General features: G+C 59.9%; 18 protein-coding genes and 1 pseudogene. 9 read left to right on the top strand and 10 right to left on the bottom strand.

The window, feature by feature from the left end:
- Positions 1 to 89: 89 nt before the first annotated feature.
- The 6 genes from GHO32_RS18520 to GHO32_RS18495 all read left to right on the top strand — a co-directional run bounded on the left by GHO32_RS18520 (position 90) and on the right by GHO32_RS18495 (position 4,407).
- Complete coding sequence (locus GHO32_RS18520) at positions 90 to 362, top strand: hypothetical protein (RefSeq protein ID WP_048385314.1); 273 nt, start codon at positions 90 to 92, stop codon at positions 360 to 362.
- 178 nt (positions 363 to 540) lie between these two features.
- A complete protein-coding gene (locus tag GHO32_RS18515; protein ID WP_153335002.1) occupies positions 541 to 1,173 on the top strand; it encodes a TetR family transcriptional regulator in 633 nt (210 codons plus the stop codon).
- Positions 1,174 to 1,332: 159 nt separating this feature from the next.
- A complete protein-coding gene (ureE, locus tag GHO32_RS18510; RefSeq protein ID WP_048366561.1) occupies positions 1,333 to 1,833 on the top strand; it encodes an urease accessory protein UreE in 501 nt (166 codons plus the stop codon).
- Positions 1,830 to 2,504, top strand: a complete 675-nt coding sequence (locus GHO32_RS18505) for an urease accessory protein UreF (RefSeq protein ID WP_368668415.1) — start codon at positions 1,830 to 1,832, stop codon at positions 2,502 to 2,504. Before ureE ends, GHO32_RS18505 begins: the two co-directional genes overlap by 4 nt.
- 9 nt (positions 2,505 to 2,513) lie before the next feature.
- Positions 2,514 to 3,125, top strand: a complete 612-nt coding sequence (ureG, locus tag GHO32_RS18500) for an urease accessory protein UreG (RefSeq protein WP_048366563.1) — start codon at positions 2,514 to 2,516, stop codon at positions 3,123 to 3,125.
- A gap of 145 nt (positions 3,126 to 3,270) precedes the next feature.
- Positions 3,271 to 4,407 (top strand): AGE family epimerase/isomerase, encoded by a 1,137-nt coding sequence (locus GHO32_RS18495; protein WP_153335001.1) that lies wholly within the window; start codon positions 3,271 to 3,273, stop codon positions 4,405 to 4,407.
- Between the two features lie 183 nt (positions 4,408 to 4,590).
- Here GHO32_RS18495 and GHO32_RS18490 read toward each other — a convergent pair whose 3' ends face one another.
- From GHO32_RS18490 to GHO32_RS18450, 9 genes are all read right to left on the bottom strand, one after another.
- Positions 4,591 to 5,496 (bottom strand): cation diffusion facilitator family transporter, encoded by a 906-nt coding sequence (locus GHO32_RS18490; protein ID WP_262124779.1) that lies wholly within the window; start codon positions 5,494 to 5,496, stop codon positions 4,591 to 4,593.
- A 69-nt stretch (positions 5,497 to 5,565) separates the two neighbouring features.
- Positions 5,566 to 6,333, bottom strand: a complete 768-nt coding sequence (locus GHO32_RS18485; protein ID WP_153331846.1) for an SDR family oxidoreductase — start codon at positions 6,331 to 6,333, stop codon at positions 5,566 to 5,568.
- A gap of 744 nt (positions 6,334 to 7,077) precedes the next feature.
- Entirely contained in the window at positions 7,078 to 7,794 is a 717-nt protein-coding gene (locus GHO32_RS18480; RefSeq protein ID WP_048366567.1) for an ABC transporter ATP-binding protein, read from the bottom strand.
- Positions 7,791 to 8,666, bottom strand: a complete 876-nt coding sequence (locus GHO32_RS18475) for an ATP-binding cassette domain-containing protein (protein WP_123751273.1) — start codon at positions 8,664 to 8,666, stop codon at positions 7,791 to 7,793. Before GHO32_RS18475 ends, GHO32_RS18480 begins: the two co-directional genes overlap by 4 nt.
- 11 nt (positions 8,667 to 8,677) lie before the next feature.
- Complete coding sequence (livM, locus tag GHO32_RS18470; protein ID WP_153335000.1) at positions 8,678 to 9,961, bottom strand: high-affinity branched-chain amino acid ABC transporter permease LivM; 1,284 nt, start codon at positions 9,959 to 9,961, stop codon at positions 8,678 to 8,680.
- A gap of 2 nt (positions 9,962 to 9,963) precedes the next feature.
- Positions 9,964 to 10,878: a branched-chain amino acid ABC transporter permease gene (locus tag GHO32_RS18465; protein ID WP_048366569.1), complete on the bottom strand. Its 915-nt coding sequence runs from the start codon at positions 10,876 to 10,878 to the stop codon at positions 9,964 to 9,966.
- Between the two features lie 339 nt (positions 10,879 to 11,217).
- On the bottom strand, positions 11,218 to 12,354 hold the full coding sequence (locus GHO32_RS18460; RefSeq protein ID WP_048366570.1) for a branched-chain amino acid ABC transporter substrate-binding protein: 1,137 nt from the start codon (positions 12,352 to 12,354) through the stop codon (positions 11,218 to 11,220).
- Between the two features lie 362 nt (positions 12,355 to 12,716).
- Entirely contained in the window at positions 12,717 to 14,000 is a 1,284-nt protein-coding gene (locus GHO32_RS18455; protein ID WP_153334999.1) for an FAD-binding oxidoreductase, read from the bottom strand.
- Positions 14,001 to 14,149: 149 nt separating this feature from the next.
- Positions 14,150 to 15,640: an aldehyde dehydrogenase family protein gene (locus GHO32_RS18450; RefSeq protein WP_048385303.1), complete on the bottom strand. Its 1,491-nt coding sequence runs from the start codon at positions 15,638 to 15,640 to the stop codon at positions 14,150 to 14,152.
- 153 nt (positions 15,641 to 15,793) lie between these two features.
- On the opposite strand from GHO32_RS18450, the pseudogene GHO32_RS18445 reads away from it, so the two are divergent.
- The 3 genes and pseudogenes from GHO32_RS18445 (at position 15,794) to nadE (ending at position 18,920) form a co-directional block, all read left to right on the top strand.
- A pseudogene (locus GHO32_RS18445) lies at positions 15,794 to 16,690 on the top strand (LysR family transcriptional regulator).
- A gap of 184 nt (positions 16,691 to 16,874) precedes the next feature.
- Complete coding sequence (gene pncB / locus GHO32_RS18440; protein ID WP_153335014.1) at positions 16,875 to 18,089, top strand: nicotinate phosphoribosyltransferase; 1,215 nt, start codon at positions 16,875 to 16,877, stop codon at positions 18,087 to 18,089.
- 3 nt (positions 18,090 to 18,092) lie between these two features.
- Entirely contained in the window at positions 18,093 to 18,920 is an 828-nt protein-coding gene (nadE, locus tag GHO32_RS18435; RefSeq protein ID WP_153334998.1) for an ammonia-dependent NAD(+) synthetase, read from the top strand.
- Positions 18,921 to 18,991: 71 nt separating this feature from the next.
- On the opposite strand, the gene GHO32_RS18430 is transcribed toward nadE, so the two are convergent.
- Entirely contained in the window at positions 18,992 to 20,155 is a 1,164-nt protein-coding gene (locus GHO32_RS18430) for an N-acetylmuramoyl-L-alanine amidase (protein WP_153334997.1), read from the bottom strand.
- Between the last annotated feature and the right edge of the window lie 11 nt (positions 20,156 to 20,166).

Below are 20,166 nucleotides of genomic sequence, written 5' to 3'. Positions count from 1 at the left end.
ACCATTGGCCGTATGAACTTTGATATCGAGCGTGCAAGCGTAGCATTGCCTCCATCAACCCTGAGTTGCACTGCTACGGAGCACACACCATGAAACGCCCTGTCTTGTTTAGCCTTTCTCTTTCACTGCTGGCCTTTAACGCGTTCGCCATGCCCGCTGACGAAGAGCCAACCCCAATGGCCCAACCGGCCTCCAGCAGCGTCAGCCAGCCGCTCAATCAGCTCGCTGAAGACGGCGCACAACGCACCCTGGACCAACACAAACGCGTGGCCGAAGATGGCTACGATCGCACCAAAGGCAGCACCTTTGTCGCTGAAGGCGGAGCGGACCGTCTGGCCGAGCGCAATCAGCGTGCAAGCTGAGCATGACCGTGTGGGAGCGGGCTTGCTCGCGATAGCGTCAACGTCGATGCCCCGATAAACTGCAACGCCGCCATCGCGAGCAAGCCCGCTCCCACTGGGTTTGTGCATGTCATCACTACTGCCTTCAAAGCCGATTTGCTAGAGTGCCCGGCTGTACTTGTCTGGAACATCCGCCCCAATGCTGCCTCGCGCCGAACAGAAGCAACAAACCCGCCTCGCGCTGATGGATGCTGCCCGCCACTTGATGGAATCGGGTCGCGGCTTTGGTAGCTTGAGCCTGCGCGAAGTCGCTAAAACTGCGGGCATCGTGCCTACCGGCTTTTATCGCCACTTCAGCGACATGGACCAACTGGGCCTGGCGCTGGTCAGTGAAGTGGGCCAGACCTTTCGCGAAACCATTCGCCTGGTGCGCCATAACGAGCTGTTTATGGGCGGCGTGATCAACGCTTCGGTGCGCATCTTTCTGGATGTCGTAGAGGCCAACCGCTCACAGTTTTTGTTTCTGGCCCGCGAGCAGTACGGCGGCTCACAGCCGGTTCGCCAGGCCATTGGCGCGCTGCGTGAAGACATCACGTCGGACCTGGCGACCGACCTCGGTTCCAAGCCCAAGCTGCAGCACTTGAACCACGCGGCGCTGACGGTGATTGCCGATCTGGTAGTGAAAAGCGTGTTCGCCGCCTTGCCAGATATCATCGACCCTCCGGCCGAGGCGCTGCCCGATTACTTGCAGGCGCAAGCCAAAATCAGCCAGCAACTGCGCTTTATCTTTATCGGGCTCAAGCATTGGCAAGGGCTGGGCAGCACCGAATAACCGCGCGCACCCAATTGGTGCGCACCATCTGCTTATCCGCACTTTTTTAGAACATCTTCATCTTTCTGCACTGTGTTTGGGCCTACAGTTTGCCGCCTGCCCCAGGTTGGCAAGCACCTTGCTGTGCCTGTTCTATTGTTAATTGCAGGAAGCCTTCCAATGTTGGTGATTCACCGCAAAGTCGAAACCCACCCCGTGTGGAGCGCCGAGCTTCATTTGAATTTCGAAGCCCGCAGCAAAAGTCGCCTGCGCTGCTTTAGCCATGAAGGCGAAGACGTTGGCCTGTTCCTTGAGCGCGGCCAGCCGCCGCTGCGTGACGGTGATTTTCTGCAAGCGCAGGACGGACGCATCGTGCGCGTGTGCGCCAGCCCCGAAAAACTGCTGCACGTCACCTGCCCCAACGCCTTTGAACTGACCCGCGCCGCGTATCACCTGGGTAACCGCCACGTGGCGTTGCAAGTCGGTGATGGCTGGCTGCGCCTGCTCGATGATTACGTCCTCAAGGCCATGCTCGATCAACTGGGCGCGACCACCGAATCCATAGAAGCACCGTTCCAGCCGGAACATGGCGCCTACGGCGGCGGGCATCACCATTCACGGGCGGGCGAAGAAGACTTCAACTACGCGCCGCGCCTGCATCAGTTTGGTGTGCGTTTGTGAGTCCTGCATGGGCGCTGTTGCGCCTGGCCAGCCCGCAGTTGCCGATTGGCGGCTACAGCTATTCCCAAGGGCTGGAAATGGCCGTAGACGATGGTCGCGTCAACGACCCGATCACCGCCGCACGGTGGATCCGCGATCAGTTGCTGCTCAACCTTGCGCGCTTTGAAGCGCCGCTGTTGCTGGCCCATTGTCAGGCCGCCGCTGATCAGGACTGGACCGCCTTGCAGCGTTTTTGCGACGAGCACCGTGCCAGCCGTGAAACCCGCGAGCTGCACCAGGAAAGCCGGCAAATGGGCTACTCGTTGCAGCAATTGCTCAACGGCTTACCCGAACTGGACGACCCAGCCCGGCTGTTTCTCGCACAACAACACGAGCCGCATCTGGCCCTTGGCTGGGCATTGGCCGCGCGCGCCTGGGGCATCAGCCCACAAGACGCCCTCGCCGCCTGGCTGTGGAGCTGGCTGGAAAACCAATTGGCGGTGCTGATGAAAACCTTGCCGCTGGGCCAGCAAGCGGCTCAGCGCATGACCAGCGAGCTGTCGCCGACATTGCAGCAAGCCCAGCAGCACGCCAGCTCTCTCGATTTATCCCACTTGGGCAGCGCCGCTTTCGGCCTGTCTTTGGCAAGCATGGCCCACGAGCGCCAGTACAGCCGCCTGTTTCGTTCCTAGGAGAATGTAATGAACACACACCCTTTGCGTGTCGGCATCGGTGGCCCGGTGGGCTCCGGCAAAACGGCGCTGACCCTGGCCCTGTGCCTGGCCCTGCGCGACAAATACAACCTGGCAGTGGTCACCAACGACATTTACACCCGCGAAGACGCCGACTTTCTGGTGCGCAACGAAGCGTTGGCGCCTGAGCGCATCATCGGTGTCGAAACCGGCGGTTGCCCGCACACGGCCATCCGCGAAGACGCCTCGATCAACCTCGAAGCGGTAGACCAGTTGAACCGGCGTTTTCCGGGGCTGGATCTGATTCTGGTGGAATCTGGTGGGGATAACTTGTCCGCTACCTTCAGCCCGGAGCTGTCGGACCTGACCATCTACGTGATCGACGTGTCGGCCGGGGACAAGTTACCGCGCAAGGGCGGGCCGGGGATCTGCAAGTCTGACTTGCTGGTGATCAACAAAATCGACCTCGCGCCGTTGGTGGGTGCGTCGCTGGAGCTGATGAACAGCGACACCACGCGCATGCGCAACGGCAAGCCGTTTGTGTTCAGCAACCAGAAGACCGGGCACGGCCTGGACACCATCGTGGCGTTTATCGAGAAACAGGGCTTATTGGTGCCATAAACCACCTGTAGGAGCGAGCTTGCTCGCGAGCTTTTAAAAGATCAAAAGATCGCGAGCAAGCTCGCTCCTACACAGTTCAGGCCATCCGATCGGAATCACGGTGTATCATGTCGCGCAAACGCCCCAGCCGTGACGACGTCCGCCGATGCCTGATGTAGCCAACTCCGCCTTTTCGCCTGAACTGACCGCAACCTTTGCGGCCGTGCAAGCACATTTCCGTCAGGTCATCGTGCCGCTGTGGCAAGGCCCCGGCTGGAACGCCGAACTGGCACTGCCTTACGAGGCGCTCAGCCCCGCCCATCAACCGCTGCCGCCCCAGCGCTATCGCGCCATGGCCTGTGCACGCCAGTTGTATGTGTTTGCCAGCCTGATCGACGACCCGGCGTTCCCGGCCGCCGCCGAGCGCGCGGCGGCGCTGTTCCGTTCATTGCAGAGCCACTTTCACGATGCCGAACACGGCGGCTGGTTCTACAGCATCGACCCCCACGGCGCGCCATTGGATCAACGCAAAGACCTGTATACCCACGCGTTCATCATCTTCGCCTGCGCCCATTACTGGGCCAAAGTGCGCGAGCCGCTGGTGGAGTCAGTGCTCAATGCCGCCCTGCAAGTGGTGCTTGAGCAGTTCAGCACGGGCAACGGCTTGTACGAAGCCACCCTTGATCAGGACTGGTCGTCACTGGGCAGCGGGCCGTTGCAGAACCCGTTGATGCACCTGGCCGAAGCCTTTTTGGCGACGCTGTCGGTGCGCGAAGACCCAACGGTTCAAAGCGCCCTGCTGGCACTGACCGACGGCATGCAACAGCATTTTATCGAGCCTGTGCATAACGTGATGCTGGAGAAGCCACGTGGCGCTGTGGATAACTGGTTTGAGCCGGGGCATCAGTTTGAATGGTTGTTCTTGCTGGCCTCGTCGCCGCTGCTGCGCGGCACCGCCTTGCATGGCTCGCTGGACCGCGCGTTTGGCTTTGCTGAACAGGTTGGCGTAGACCCGCAGACCGGCGCGGTGTGCGGCATGCTTGCACCGGACGGGACCCTGCGTGATGGCACCCAGCGCATCTGGGCTCAAGCCGAGTACCTGCGCGCCCTGACCTTGCGCCCAGAGGGCGCCGAGCGTGTGCAACGCCAATTGCTGGCGTTGCAGCAGCGCTTTTTATACACAGGCGGCTGGTACGAGTGCCGCGATGGCCAGGGCAACGTCAGCCGCGAAGACATGCCGTCAACCACGCCGTATCACCTGGCCACCTGCTACAGCGGGTTGGCGCAGTATTTCGAACGCTAAAAACCTCTGTAGGAGCGAGCTTGCTCGCGATCTTTTGATCTTGATCTAAGAGCCCCCCTCACCCTAGCCCTCTCCCGAAGGAGAGGGAACCGATTGGGGGATGCTGAAGATACTCGCTGTCCTGTTTGCTGCGCGACAGCGCGGCGTCGAAGACGGGGCGGCCCCTCCTACAGAAGATTCAGGTTACGCAATCCACTTGCGATCCCCGGTAAAGCTGATGGTCAGCCAGCGTGCACTGTCGGCCGTGCCCAGCATGCCCGAGATTTCTTCACGCAGTGCATCCAGGGTCTGCACCCCGGCCAGTGGATAACCCGCCGGCAACACAATGTGGATCTCGATAAAACGCGCCCGGCCGTGCTTTTGCACATAGGTTTTGTAGCCTTCAAAACCATGCCGTGCCGAGACGGCTTCGAGCACATCACGCACGTTGTCATCCAGCGCGTCCGGGGCGATGCCCAGTACGTCACGCAAGGCTGGCCGGAGGATTTTGAACGCCGGTGCAAGCATGCTGAGCGCCAGCAAGATCAAGATCGCCGGGTCCACGTACGCCGCCCACTGTGCATAACCTTGCTGCTTGAGCACCAAAGCGGTGACGAAACTTATCAACAGCCCCGCCGACAACATGGCGTCGACCAGCCAACTGATGTTATCGAACTGGATCAAGGTTGATTTGAGTGTGCGGTTTTTATGGCGAATCCAGAAGTAGTAGCCGAATTCGACGACGGTAAATACCGCCGCATAGACGATTACAAGCCCCAGCTCGATATCGCGCCCGCCATTGATGATGCCGAACACCCCATTGAGAAAGGCGTAGATCGCGATCAACAGCAAAAAGCTGCCTTCGATCAGCAGCACCATGGGTTCAAGGTGCCAGAAGCCGAACTGGAAACGCTGGTTACTTTCTTTGGCGATCAACTGCGCGGTTATCAGCATCAGCACTTTGATGAAGGTCGCGATCAGCGAGAAAAAGCCATCGAACAAGATGGATTGCGACCCCGAAACGAAGCCGGTCACGATGCCGGCAATGGCCACCGCGAACATTAGAACGGTTGATTGTTTGAGCAGTTGCTGCTCACCACGGTTACTCACACAAACTCCTTTCAGCCCGGTTGAATGCGACCTCTTTGAGAGGTCGCGGGTAGGCTGGCAGGCGCCAGTTTACTCCTTGGCGCGGCGCTCGATGGCAAAACCGCTCCACGACTGGGTGACCGGCATCAATTCCAGGCGGTTGATATTGATGTGCGCCGGGGTGTTGAGCACCCAGAAAATCGTCTCGGCAATGTCTTGCGGCTGGATCGGCTCGGCCCCTTGGTAGGTCGCGTCGTAACGCGCCTGGTCACCGGCAAAACGCACCAGCGAGAACTCACTTTCACACAGGCCTGGCTCAACGTTGCTGACGCGAACGCCGGTGCCCTGCAAATCGCAGCGCAGGTTCAGCGAAAACTGTTTCACGAACGCTTTGGTGCCGCCGTAGACGTGGCTGCCCGGATACGGGTAGCTGCCCGCCACGGAACCCAGGTTGACGATACCGGCCCCCCGGCCGTAGGCGATCAGGCGCGGCAGCAGCAGGCGGGTGGTGTAGATCAGGCCTTTGATGTTGGTGTCGACCATGGTTTCCCAATCGTCGAGGTCGCACTTGGGCGCCGGGTCTGTGCCCAAGGCCAGGCCGGCGTTGTTGATAAGTCCGCGCAGCTTGCTGAACGAAGGCGGCAGGTTGGCAATGGCGTGCTCCATGGCGGCGCGGTCACGCACGTCCACCACCAGGCCATGCACTTCGGTGTGCTGGGAGAGTTCTTCGCACAGCGCGTTTAAACGCTCTTCGCGGCGGCCAGTCAGGACCAGTTTCCAGCCGGCTTGGGCAAATTTGCGCGCACACGCCTCACCAAATCCGGAGGTAGCGCCGGTAATAAACAACGTGGAAGTCATCGTGTTCTCCTTGGCTGGCGGGCTTGGACCGCCGTTGAAATAAGACCCACAGCAGAATGCCCGGCTCAAGAGTCAGCAGCAAGGCCGAGATTTTGTACAAAAAACAACCAAACCTTTGCAGGCCACGGCCCGTATGGGCTGGCGATGTTTACACTCATCTTATCCACAGGCCCGCCCACAGTCTTTGGGGGCAACTCGAATGGCGCAAAAGCCTTTGTGCACAAGGCCTGTAGCGCAGCTTGAAGTGTTTTTAACTTGACCTGCAGACACCCGGCATGCAAACGCCCCAAAAGAGTGCAGAACCGTTACAGCACAACGATAGCCACAAGCCAGTCAGTACGCCGTCTGCCGCGTTCTTTCCAGAGTTTAATCACAGACTTATCCACAGGTTGGTGACAGTATTTTAAAACACCGCATATGCCAATAAACCTGTTGACAAATCACGCAGCACATCCAGCAAAAACCGCTGATCAAAAAACAACCACAGCGCTGAAAGCCACGTATAACGTGGGCTTCAGCCAACTACTCCCACGTTACCCACAGCCGCCTCCACAGCAAACGGGGACAAGTCAAAATGATGACAAAACAGGGATTTATAGCGTCTATATGTCGCGCTTTAGTAGGGTTGCAATATTGTTTTCCACAATTTGCGGCAACCCTGTAGGAGCGAGCTTGCCTCGCGATCTTTTTAAAAGATCAAAGGATCGCGAGACGAGCTCGCTCCTACAGTTAAGTGGCGGGGGGTTAATGCCCGCCCAAGTAGGCGTTGCGCACTTCTTCGTTGCTCAGCAGGTCCTTGCCGGTGCCGGTCAGGCGAATTTCGCCGTTGACCATCACGTAGGCGCGGTCGGACAGACGCAGGGCGTGGTTGGCGTTTTGCTCCACCAGAAAGATGGTCATGCCGGTCTTGGCCAGTTCTCGCAGGGTGGCAAAGATCTGTTTCACCACAATCGGCGCCAGCCCCAGGCTCGGTTCATCCAGCAACAGCAACTTGGGTCGGCTCATCAACGCCCGGGCGATGGCGAGCATTTGCTGCTCGCCGCCCGACATGGTCATGGCCCGCTGGGTGCGCCGCTCCTTGAGCCGCGGAAACAGCTCGAACATTCGCTGCATGTCTTCGCTGGCGTGCTTGTCGCCAATGGGGATGGTGCCCATCAGCAGGTTTTCTTCCACGGTCATGTCCGGAAACACGCGCCGCCCTTCCGGCGATTGGGCAATGCCGTTGGAGGCGATGTAGTGCGAGGACTTCTGGGTGATGTCCACGCCCCGGTACAGAATCTGCCCGCCGCTGGCGCGGGGCTGACCAAAGATCGACATCAGCAGCGTCGACTTGCCCGCGCCGTTGGAGCCGATCAGGCTTACGGTTTCGCCCTCTTCAATGTGCAGCGAGACTTTTTTCAGGGCCTGAATCGGCCCGTAATGCACATCCAGTTCCTTGAGTTCGAGGATCGTGCTCGTCATATCAGCTCCTCTTCGTCAGCACCCAGATAGGCTGCAATCACTTTGGGGTCGTTGCGGATCGCTTCCGGCCCGCCCTCGGCGATCACGTTGCCGTGGTCGAGCACCACGATGTGATCGGAAATGCTCATGACCATGCCCATGTCGTGCTCAATCAGCACCACCGTCAGGTCGTGTTCATCGCGCAGCAGGCGAATCATCGCGCTCAAGGCTTCGGTTTCCTGGGGATTGAGCCCGGCAGCAGGCTCGTCGAGGCAAATGATTTGCGGCCGCGTGCACATGGCCCGGGCGATTTCCAGGCGCCGCTGCTGGCCGTACGACAATTCGCCGGCCAGCCGGTTGGCGCAGTCGACCAGATCAACCACTTCCAGCCAGTAAAACGCATGGTCGAGGGCATCGCTTTCGGATTTACGGTAACCCTTGGTGTTAAGAATGCCCGCCAGCAGGTTGCGATTGACCCACATGTGCTGCGCCACCAGCAGGTTTTCCAGCACGGACATTTCTTTGAACAGACGAATGTTCTGGAAGGTACGGGCCAGCCCTGCGCGGTTAACCAAGTGGGTGCCGCCGAACATTTTGTAGAACAGGCGGCTGGCAAAGGTTTTGGGCGAGATAAAGTCGCTGAGTTTGAACGGCTCGCCCAACAGCTTGATCACGTTAGTGTGGGCGCCACGGGCGGTGATTTCGATCTTGCCGCCGGTGGCTTTATAAAACCCGGTCAGGCAGTTGAACACCGTGGTTTTGCCCGCGCCGTTCGGGCCGATCAATGCAAAGATCGAGTTACGTTTGACCTTGAGGCTGACGTCACTCAGGGCTTTGATCCCACCAAAATGCATCATCAGTTTGTCGACCGAGAGCACCACGTCTTTGTCCATCAAAGGCTTGCTCATGGCGCCACTCCTTTACGCGGTGTTACCCCGACACGGCTGATACGGATCAGGCCACGCGGGCGCCAGATCATCATCAGCACCATCAACACGCCGAACAGCAACACGCGGTATTCGGCAAAGCTGCGCAACAGTTCCGGGGCCACGGTCAGGACGAACGCGGCAATCACCACGCCCACCGTCGACCCCATGCCGCCGAGCACCACAATCGCGAGGATCAGCGCCGACTCAAAGAAGGTGAACGAGGACGGGTTGACGAAGCCTTGGTAACTGGCGAAAAAAACCCCGGCCAAGCCTGCGGTCGATGCCCCCAGGGTGAACGCCGAGAGCTTGACCAGCACGTGGTTCAGGCCCATGGCGCGGCAGGCGATTTCGTCTTCGCGCAGTGCTTCCCACGCCCGGCCAATCGGCATGCGGGTCAGGCGGTGCTTGATGTAAAGCACCAGCAGCACCACCAAAAACAGCACGATGTAGATAAACAGGAATTTGACGTTGGGGTTGTAGTCCAGCCCGAAGAACTGGTGGAACGGTATCCCGCCCTCTTTGGCCACCCGACCAAATTCCAGGCCCATAAAGGTCGGTGATGGCACCGGCATGCCGTTGGGCCCGCCGGTAAACGACAGCCAGTTGTTGAGCACCAGGCGAATGATTTCACCAAAGCCCAGGGTCACGATGGCCAGATAGTCACCGTGCATGCGCAGCACCGGAAACCCGAGAATGCACCCCGCCAGCGCCGCCGCAATCGCCGCCAGCGGCAGCACCGACCAAAAACCCAGCCCCAGGTACTGATAACCCAGCGCCAGGCCGTAGGCACCAATGGCGTAGAACGCCACGTAACCGAGGTCGAGCAGCCCCGCCAGGCCCACCACGATGTTCAGCCCAAGGCCCAATAACACGTAGATCAGCCCCAGAATCACCACGGTCAGCACGTATTTATTGGCGAAGAACGGGAACACGATGGCAATAACGATGAGCAGCGGGATGATCCAGCGCAGCCGCGATTTGTAGTCTGGCGGCAACACGTGCACACCTGAACCTGTGGATTCAAACCCGTGAAGAATCTTCAGGCCGCGGGAGGTTTGCAGGAACAGGCTCAGGGCAAAGCGCCCGACCATCACAATTGCCACCAGCCAGCCGACGCGCGCCGGTTGCAGGTTAAAGCTGTAGCCATCGAGCACGACCCCCACGATCGGCCCGAACACAATCAGTGAGATCAACCCGGCAAGGATCGAATCGACGACGCTCTTTTTGATATCAATCGGTTTATTAATGGCTGCAGACATACTTACACCTTCGCCACGAGAGGACGACCCAGCAGGCCTTGGGGACGGAAAATCAGAATCACCACCAGCAGTGAGAAGCTGAACACGTCCTTGTAGTCCGAGTTAATCAACCCGGCAAAAAGTGACTCGGATACCCCCAGGATGATCCCCCCGAGCATGGCGCCGGGCAGTGATCCGATCCCGCCGAGTACCGCAGCGGTAAACGCTTTGATGCCAATGATGAAGCCTGCATAAAAGTCGAACGTGCCGTAGTTCATGGTGATCAGCACACCGGCCAACGCGGCCATGGCGGCGCCGATGACGAACACGTAGGAAATGACCCGGTCGGTGTTGATCCCCAGAATCGAGGCCATTTTGCGGTCTTGTTGCGTGGCCCGGCACATGCGGCCCAGCTTGGTGTACTTGATGATGTAGGTCAGCAAACCCATGCCGACAAACGCGGCGATCAGGATGAAGACCTTGGTGTAGGTGAGTTGCACAAAGCCGGTGCCGATATCGACGCGCCAGGCGCCGCTCAGCAGCGTGGGTACGCCTTGTTGGCGCGAGCCTTGGGCGATTTGCACGTAGTTTTGCAGGATCAGCGAAATGCCGATGGCGCTGATCAGCGGCGCCAGCCGGGTTGAGTTGCGCAGCGGTTTATAGGCCACGCGTTCGATCACCCAGCCATACACGCCGGTGACCACCACGGTGAAGATCAGGGTGCCCAACATCAGTAATGGGAAGGATTCGATACCGAAGTACGCCAGCAGAGCCAGACTGATTGCCGCGAGGTAAGCGGAAATCATGTACACCTCGCCGTGGGCGAAGTTGATCATGCCGATGATGCCGTAGACCATTGTGTAGCCGATGGCGATCAGGCCGTAGACAGACCCGAGGGTCAGGCCGTTCAGCAGTTGCTGCAGGAAAATACCGTCCATAACGCAATCTCACGCAGTTGAGCGATTGCGCAAACTCGCGCCCGCCACACCGCCAAAAGCGGCCTGGATGGTTGATGCCGGCCCGTTAACGCGTATCACCTGTGGGAGCGGGCTTGCCCGCGATGGTATCGGCGCGGTTCAACACAAAGACCGCATCGCCTGCATCGCTGGCAAGCCAGGCTCCCACAGGTTTTTTGCTGCATTTAAAACAGCGTTCGCTTAACTGACAGGTATTAACCTGGGTGGTGCGGTTTACGCAGCTCCTGGAAAAAAGGCAGGTTGTGCAGACTCATTCCCGCCTGAACGGACGCAATGCGCCGTTCAAGCGAGCAGCTCATCTCACTTCTGCTGTTCCAACTGGTGGTACTTGCCGTCTTTGTCCCACTGGTAAACCACGTAGTCAGAGACTTTGAGGTCGCCTTTGGCGTCCCACTCTTTCTTGCCCATCACGGTGGCTACAGGATTGGCCTTGAGCCACTTGGCGGCGTCTTCACCTTTGTTGGACTTGGCGCCATTGAAGGCATCCGCCAGGGCCTGGAGGGAGGCATAGGCGTACAGGGTGTAGCCTTCTGGCTCTTTGCCGGCTTTACGGAACTCTTCGACCACGGCCTTGCTGTCCGGCAGCAGGCGCGGGTCGGCGCCGAAGGTCATGTACACGCCGTCAACGTACTGTTTGCCGCCTGCGGTGGAGACCAGTTCGTCGGTAACCACGCCATCGTCAGACATGAACTTCACGTCCTTGAGGCCCGCTTCACGCAGTTGACGCACCAGTGGGCCGGCTTCCGGGTGCAGACCGCCGAAATACACGACGTCGGCGCCGGACGCGCGGATTTTGGTGACCAGGGCGCTGAAGTCTTTCTCGCCACGGGTCAGGCCCTCTTCAAGCACCGGCTTGACGCCGCGCTTGGTCAACTGCGCACTGGTGGCGTCAGCCAGGCCTTTGCCGTAGGTGTCCTTGTCGTTGATGACCGCGACTTTCTTGCCCTTGAGCACATCGACAATGTAGTCCCCGGCCACAATGCCTTGCTGGTCATCACGCCCGCACATGCGGAACACCGCGTCCAGGCCACGCTCAGTGACCTGCGGGTTAGTGGAGCCCGGCGTGATCATGATCACACCCGCGTCGGCGTACACCTCAGACGCCGGAATGGTGTTGGAGGAGCAGAAATGGCCAATCACCCCGGCGACCTTGTCCTGATCGACCAAGCGGTTAGCCACGGCCACGGCCTGTTTGGGTTCGCAGGCATCGTCACCGGCCACCAGGACGATTTTCTCGCCGTTGATCCCACCCTTGGCGTTTATAACCTCAGCCGCCGCCTTCGCCCCGGTCATGTATTGCTCGCCAAATGCCGCGTTGGCGCCGGTCATCGGCCCCGCTACACCGATTTTCACATCGGCCTGAACAAACGAAGAAACGCCCAACGCGGCCGCTACCGCGAGAGCCAGAAAACCTTTCTTGTAGAACGTCTGCGACATGAGGTGGTGCTCCTGAGTTTTTTTAGTTGGCACTGCGACTTCACATAAAGCGCTGAGCAAGGCGCGTGCCATTGGTTTTTTATTCTGGGAAAAGCCGTTGTTTTATTGTTATGTCGACTGTTTCGGGCCCTTTTTCATTGGGCGTGCAACCGTCTAAACCGAGGAAGGTAAAACCGTTTATGTGTTTAAAGTGCCACCAGGCTCAACACACGTTGCAACCGGGTTGCGCTAGCCTTGGCATTCTCCTTGTAACCCAGCGCGTCACCGATCTGCACACTCGCGGTGCATGACTGCTACATGGCGCACCACCTGAGGCTAGTCGCTGTTCGCGCAAACGTCGTGCTGGCGATTAAATATCACCTTTAGATAACAATTCTCAGGCATTGGCCAGCGTGATAAAGCGAGAAACCCGCCTCATACAAACAGCTGCGCAAGCCCGCATGTGGCACCGATTGCATGGCCGAAAAAGGAATCGGCAGCGCGCTGGCGTCGCCGTGACACAGGTAGTCTGCGAACGCTTTGCCCACCACAGTGCCGGTGGTCACACCGCGACCGTTATAGCCTGTGACCGCCACTAAACCGGGCGCGGGCTCGAATAAACGCATCAAGTGATCGGGGGTGAAGGCGATGCAGCCGGTCCAGGTGCACTCCCACTCCACGCCTTTCAACGACGGGAAGTAATGCTGTTGCACACGGTCAGCCCAAGCCTTCAAGAACCAGGTGGGCTTTTGATTGCCGTTGCCCAGGCTGCCGAGCAATAAGCGGCCCTCGGCGTCGCGGCGAATGCTACTGAGCACCTGGCGCGTGTCCCACGACCCTTGGCCGCCGGACAAGATGCTGTTGGCGCTGTCATCGGTCAGGGGTTTAGAGGCCACCTGGTAGTAGTAACCGGGGAAAAAGTTACGCCGCAGGTCAGTCCATTCGCCTTCGGTGTACGCATTGGAAGCCAGCACCACCTGTTCAGCGCTGACCGCTCCGTGCGCCGTTTGCACCGACCAGCGCGCGCCCTGGCGTTCCAGCCCGGTGACCGGCGAATGATCAAACAGGCGCCCGCCCAAATCACTGGCGGCCTTCGCCAGCCCCGAGGTGTACGCCATGGGGTTGAGCGTACCGGCGCGGCGGTCGAGCAAGGCAGCGGCAATTTTTTTAGTGCCGGTGGCGGCTTCACAGGCAGAGCCGGTGAGCAGCTCGACCGGCGCGCCACGGCGTTTCCATTGTTGCTCGCGGCTGCGCAAATCTGCTTCGCCGCGGGCGTTGTGGGCCATGTGCAGCGTGCCTTCGCGGCGTAACTGGCAGTCGATGCGGTACCTGTCGACAAGGCTGAACACCAGCGACGGTGCGGCGCCGAGCATGCGATTGAGCTGGCTGCCGACGGATTCACCGAAACCGGCTTCGATGTCGTCCGGCGGGATCCACATCCCCGCGTTGACCAGCCCGACGTTGCGCCCGGACCCACCGTGCCCGGTACGGTGGGCCTCAAGCACGCACACGCTTTTGCCTTGTTCGAGCAAATGGATGGCGGCGGACAGGCCGGTGATCCCGGCGCCGATGACGCACACATCAACGCTCAATTCGCCCTTGAACGCGGGCGCTTGCGGACGTTGAGGCGTCAGGGTTTCCCATAAGCATTGTTCTTGTAGTGGCATGCCAAGCTCCAGCAATGAAACCTAACCAGGACCAAAACCCTCACCCTAGCCCTCTCCCGGAGGGAGAGGGGACTGACCGCACGCGGTTTGAGAAACACCGACAATTAGCCCCCTCTCCCTCCGGGAGAGGGTTGGGGTGAGGGCAAGCTTCAATCGAACGTAATACCCTGCGCCAACGGCAGTTCCAGCGAGTAGTTCACGGTGTTGGTCTGGCGGCGCATGTAGCCGCGCCAGGCGTCGGAGCCGGATTCACGGCCGCCGCCGGTTTCTTTTTCGCCACCAAAGGCACCGCCGATCTCTGCACCGCTCGGGCCAATGTTGACGTTGGCGATGCCGCAGTCGCTGCCGGTGGCCGACATGAATTGCTCGGCTTCGCGCACGTCGGTGGTGAACACGCACGATGACAAGCCTTGCGGCACGGCGTTGTTCAGGCGCAAGGCCTCGGCAAAGTCGCTGTAACCGATCACGTACAGGATCGGTGCAAAGGTTTCGCTGCACACCACTTCGCTTTGTTCCGGCATTTCCACAATGGCCGGGGCCACGTAGTACGCGTCCGGGTATTGGCTGGCCAACTGGCGCTCGCCACCAAACACCCGCCCGCCTTCGCTCAGGGCTTGTTCCAGAGCGTTTTGCATGTTTTCAAAGCTGTGTTGGTCGATCAGCGGGCCGACCAAGTTGCCTTCCAGCGGGTGGCCGATGCGCACTTTGGAATACGCCGCTTTGAGCCGGGTGACGATGTCTGCTTTGACCGATTCGTGTGCGATCAACCGGCGCAGGCTGGTGCAACGCTGCCCGGCGGTGCCGACGGCGCTGAACAAGATGGCGCGCACGGCCATGTCCAAGTCAGCGCTGGGGCCGAGGATCATCGCGTTGTTGCCGCCCAGTTCGAGAATGCTGCGGGCAAAACGCGCGGCGATTTTAGGCGCCACTTCGCGGCCCATGCGGGTGCTGCCGGTGGCGCTGATCAGCGCGACACGCGGGTCATCGACCAATGCCTCACCGGCGTCGCGACCACCGATCACCACTTGGCTCAGGTACTGGGGCGCGTCGCTGAAGTTGCTGAGCACGCGGTCGAATAGCGCCTGGCAGGCCAGCGCGGTCAACGGGGTTTTCTCGGACGGCTTCCAGATCACCGCGTTACCGCACACCAGCGCCAGCGTGGTGTTCCACGCCCACACGGCGACCGGGAAGTTAAAGGCACTGATCACCCCGACCACGCCCAGCGGGTGCCAGGTTTCACGCATGTGGTGGCCCGGACGTTCCGAGGCGATGGTCAGGCCGTAGAGCTGACGCGACAGGCCGACGGCGAAGTCGCAGATGTCGATCATCTCCTGCACTTCGCCCAGGCCTTCCTGAGTGATCTTGCCCGCTTCCCACGACACCAGTTCGCCCAGGTCCGCCTTGTATTCACGCAACAGGTCACCGAACTGACGCACCAGCTCACCCCGGCGCGGCGCCGGGACTTTGCGCCAGATCTGAAATGCATATTCAGCGCGGGTCACGTGCTGCTCAACCTCTGCCGCCCCTTCCCACTGCACGGTGCCAATCTGGCTGCCATCAATCGGCGTGTACACCGGCTGTTTGCCGCGTTGATACAGCGCCGGGTTCACGCCAAGACGATCCAGTAATGCAGCAACCATGGGGCACTCCTTAGATTCAATAAACAGGTTCTTAGGCCTTTAGTTGTAGCTGGCTCATCCGGCGGTAACAAACGACCTTTAAGCGAGATATCATTCCGAAAATTCATGCTGCACGGGTAAAGTCGGCGAACAACCAGCACTGGGGGGGTCTTTATGCTGAACAAGCGTTATCTGCCATCGATCACGGCGTTGCAGTGTTTTGAGGCGGTGACCCGACACCTGAGCTTTACCCGCGCCGCCTAAGAGCTGAACCTGACCCAAAGTGCAGTCAGCAAACAGGTCGCGCAGTTGGAAGAGTTGCTTCAGCACTTATTGTTCCGCCGCGTGCGGCGCCGTCTGCAACTGACGCCCGCTGGCGACTTGTACCTGGTAGAAGTCCGAAAAATCCTGACCCAAGTCGAGATGTCGACCCACACCCTGCGCTCGTATGGCGGCGAAACCGAGGTGTTGCGCGTGTCGACGCCGTCGACCTTTGGCGCCCGCTGGCTGATGCCGCGCCTCAAGGGCTGGCGGCTGCGGCACCCGCATATTCATCTGGACGTGTGCAACGAACAGCCCGCCGATGACTTGCTGCAAGGGCGCAGTGATCTGGCGTTCTACTTTGGCCAGGGGTCGCGGCCCGGCACCGAGTCGGTGAGGTTGTTCGGTGAAGAACTGGTCGCAGTGTGTGCGCCGTCGAGCTTGCCCGACCATCCTTTCGACGACCCCACGCAACTCACCGAGCTGGTGCTGCTGCAAAACGCCTCACGCCCGCAGGCCTGGCACGAATGGTTTGAAAGCCAGGGTTATCACACCGATCACAGCTATCACGGGCCACGGTTCGACACGTTTTATATGTGCATTCGCGCGGCGCAGGTGGGCTGCGGCGTGGCCCTGCTGCCGAGGTTTCTGGTGGAAGAAGAACTGAGCGAAGGCAAGCTGGTCATTGCCTGGCAACACCCGATGCCGAGCCGCGATGCGTATTACCTGGCCTACCCCGAACACTCGGCGGGCGTGCCGAAGGTCAAGGCGTTTGTGAACTGGATGATGGAACATCTGGATGACACATAACCGTGTAGGAGCGAGCTTTTAAAAGATCAAAAGATCGCGAGCAAGCTCGCTCCTACAGGGGGATTGCAGTCATCAAAACAAAAACCGCTGGCAATACGGTCTGCGAATATGCGCCACTATCGCCATTCATTGAAAAAGCTGAACGCCGTGGCTATCAGGCACGGGCAGCATGGAGATTGCCGCTATGAGCGAGAGTGTGTTTGCCGACCGCATCGTGCAGAACTTGCTCGACACCGATTTCTACAAACTGACCATGATGCAGGCGGTGCTGCACAACTACCCCAACGTTGAAGTCGAATGGGAGTTCCGCTGCCGTAACAGCGAGGACCTGCGCCCGTACTTGAGCGAGATTCGCCACCAGATCGAACGCCTCGCTGAGCTGAGCATGACCCCGGACCAGCTCGGCTTTCTGGAACGCATCACGTTCATGAAGCCCGACTTCATCCGCTTTCTGGGCCTGTTCCGCTTCAACCTGCGCTACGTGCACACCGGCATCGAAAACGGCGAGCTGTTTATCCGCCTGCGCGGCCCGTGGCTGCATGTGATTCTGTTTGAAGTGCCGCTACTGGCGATTGTCAGTGAAGTGCGCAACCGCTCACGCTATGCCGGTACGCTGCTGCGAGAGGCCCGCGAGCAGTTGTATCGCAAGTTTGACTGGCTGCAAGCCAATGCCAGTACCGACGAACTGGCTGAGTTGCAAGTCGCCGATTTCGGCACGCGTCGCCGGTTTTCTTACCGGGTGCAGGAAGAAGTCGTCACGGTGCTCAAGCATGACTTCCCCGGGCGCTTTGTCGGCACCAGCAACGTCAACCTGTCCCGCGAGCTGGACATGAAGCCGCTGGGCACCATGGCCCACGAATGGATCATGGCGCACCAACAACTGGGCCCGCGCCTGATCGACAGCCAAAGCGCCGCGCTCGATTGCTGGGTGCGTGAGTACCGTGGCCTGTTGGGCATCGCCCTGACCGACTGCATCACCACCGACGCCTTTTTGGCCGACTTTGATCTGTACTTCGCCAAGCTGTTCGACGGTTTGCGCCACGACTCGGGTGACCCGGTGGTGTGGGCCGAAAAATGCATCGCGCATTACCATCACCTGGGCATCGACCCGATGAGCAAGACCCTGGTGTTTTCCGACAGCCTGACTTTGCCCCGCGCGCTGGAGATTTTCCGGGCGTTGCGCGGGCGTATCAACGTCAGCTTCGGTATCGGGACTAACCTGACCTGCGACATTCCGGGTGTTGAGCCGATGAGCATCGTGCTTAAAATGACCGCCTGTAATGGCTCGCCCGTCGCCAAGATATCGGATGAGCCGGGCAAGACCCATTGCTCTGATCCAAACTTCGCCGCCTATTTGCGCCACGTTTTCAATGTTCCTGAACAATCCTCCAAGGAGTGAATCATGCAGGCCGTACAGCGTCAGATTGCTGAAGATCTCAAGGTCCAACCGCCGTTTAAAAATACCGCCGCGCTTGAGTCCGAGATTGCACGGCGCATCACCTTTATTCAGTGCTGCCTGCACAATGCCAGGCTCAAGACCCTGGTGCTGGGCATCAGCGGCGGCGTCGACTCGCTGACCGCAGGCCTGCTGGCTCAGAAGGCCGTGCAGCAGTTGCGCGAGCAGACCGGCGATCAGGCATACCGCTTTATTGCCGTGCGCCTGCCCTACGGCGTGCAACAGGACGAAGCCGATGCCACCGCGGCCGTCGACTTTATCAACCCCGATGAGCGCCAGACCGTGAACATCGGCCCGGCGGTCAAAGCTCTGGCCGCTGAGGTCAGCGCGTTTGAAGGCAAGAAGCCAGAAACCGTGGACTTTGTGCTGGGCAACACCAAGGCGCGGATGCGTATGGTGGCTCAATACACCATCGCTGGCGCCACTGGCGGGCTGGTGATCGGCACCGACCACGCCGCCGAAGCCGTGATGGGCTTTTTCACCAAGTTTGGCGATGGCTCGTGCGACCTGGCCCCGCTCAGCGGGCTGGTGAAGAACCAGGTACGGGCCATTGCCCGGCATTTGGGTGCACCGGAGTTTCTGGTCGAGAAAGTCCCCACCGCCGACCTCGAAGACCTCGCGCCGGGCAAACCCGACGAAGTCTCCCATGGCGTGACGTATGCCGAGATTGACGCGTTCCTGCACGGCGAGCCGGTGCGCGAAGAGGCGTTCAACATCATCTGCAGCACCTATGAGAAGACCCACCACAAGCGCGAGATGCCGTTCGCGCCGTGAGACCTTCTGCGCAGGCTGTGATCTTTACATCGCAGCCTGCGTACCTTGGCAGCGACTACGGCCATGCGCGGTCAGGCTGTAGGCGGGCGCTGACGGAAGTACTGGTCCACCCCGGCAAAGATCGCCTCGGCGATTTTGCGCTGGTGGCGGGTGTCATGCAGCCGCTGGCAATCATTGACGTTGGAAATGAACCCGGTCTCCACCAGAATCGACGGCACCGCCGCCGACTTGAGTACGGCAAAACCGGCCTGTTCAACCCTCGATTGATGCAGCCGCGCAACGCCGCCCAGTTGTGACAGCACCTGATGCCCCAAGTCCAGGCTGGTGGAGATGGTCGCGTTCATCGACATGTCCAGCAATACGCCCGCCACCATCGGGTCGTCCTTGTGCAGCTTGACGTTCAAGCCGCCGCCCACCGAATCGGCGTCGTTTTCCCGGTCCGCCATCCAGCGCGCCATCGAGGACGTCGCCCCGTTTTGCGAGAGCGCAAAGACCGACGCACCCGATGCCGTCAACCTTGGCGCGGCATCGGCATGCACAGAGATAAACAGATCGGCATCGAGCTTCTGGGCCACTTCGGCGCGCTTGCGCAGCGGAATAAAGATGTCATCGGTGCGCACCAGCTTGGCCTTGTAGCCCTTTTGCGCGTCGATACGCTTGGCCAGCAGCTTGGCAATTTGCAGCGCGACGATCTTCTCTTGTTCGCCCTTGGAGCCTACCGCGCCGGGGTCTTTGCCACCGTGGCCAGCATCAATGACCACCAACAGGTCTCGACTACGCTTGGCGACGGGGCGCTCGGGCGCAGTTGGCGTGACGACCGATGAGGCAAGCGCTTTCGCCGGCTGGCCCGTCAGTTGTAGCTCCAGACGGTGGCCATTGGCCGACAGGGGCCTGAGCGCTGCACGCACACCGGCATCTGCCAGGTCCAGCACGATACGCAGATCACCCGCCGGGGTTTTGCCGCTGCGGATGGCGGTAACAGGCGTGCCGTCCAGCACCAGCCCTTCCAAGGACGCTGCCAACACCGCGCGTTTGAGGTCAATCACCACGCGGGGCGGCGACTCAAGGGTAAAGCTGTTGGCGATGACCGGCCCACTGAGGTCAAACAGCAGCGTGGTCGAACCTTGCACGCGACTGACACTCACGCGCCGCACTGCTTGTGAGGCATACGCTATGAGTGGCGTCGGCAATGCCAACCCGGCCAAGAGAAATTTCACCACGCTACGTCTGTCCATACACCTTCCAC

The organism is Pseudomonas sp. FSL R10-2189 (assembly GCF_009600325.1).
Lineage (GTDB): Bacteria > Pseudomonadota > Gammaproteobacteria > Pseudomonadales > Pseudomonadaceae > Aquipseudomonas > Aquipseudomonas helleri.
Note: the sequence above shows the minus strand (reverse complement) of the source record. Positions and strands in the feature narration are given on the sequence as shown.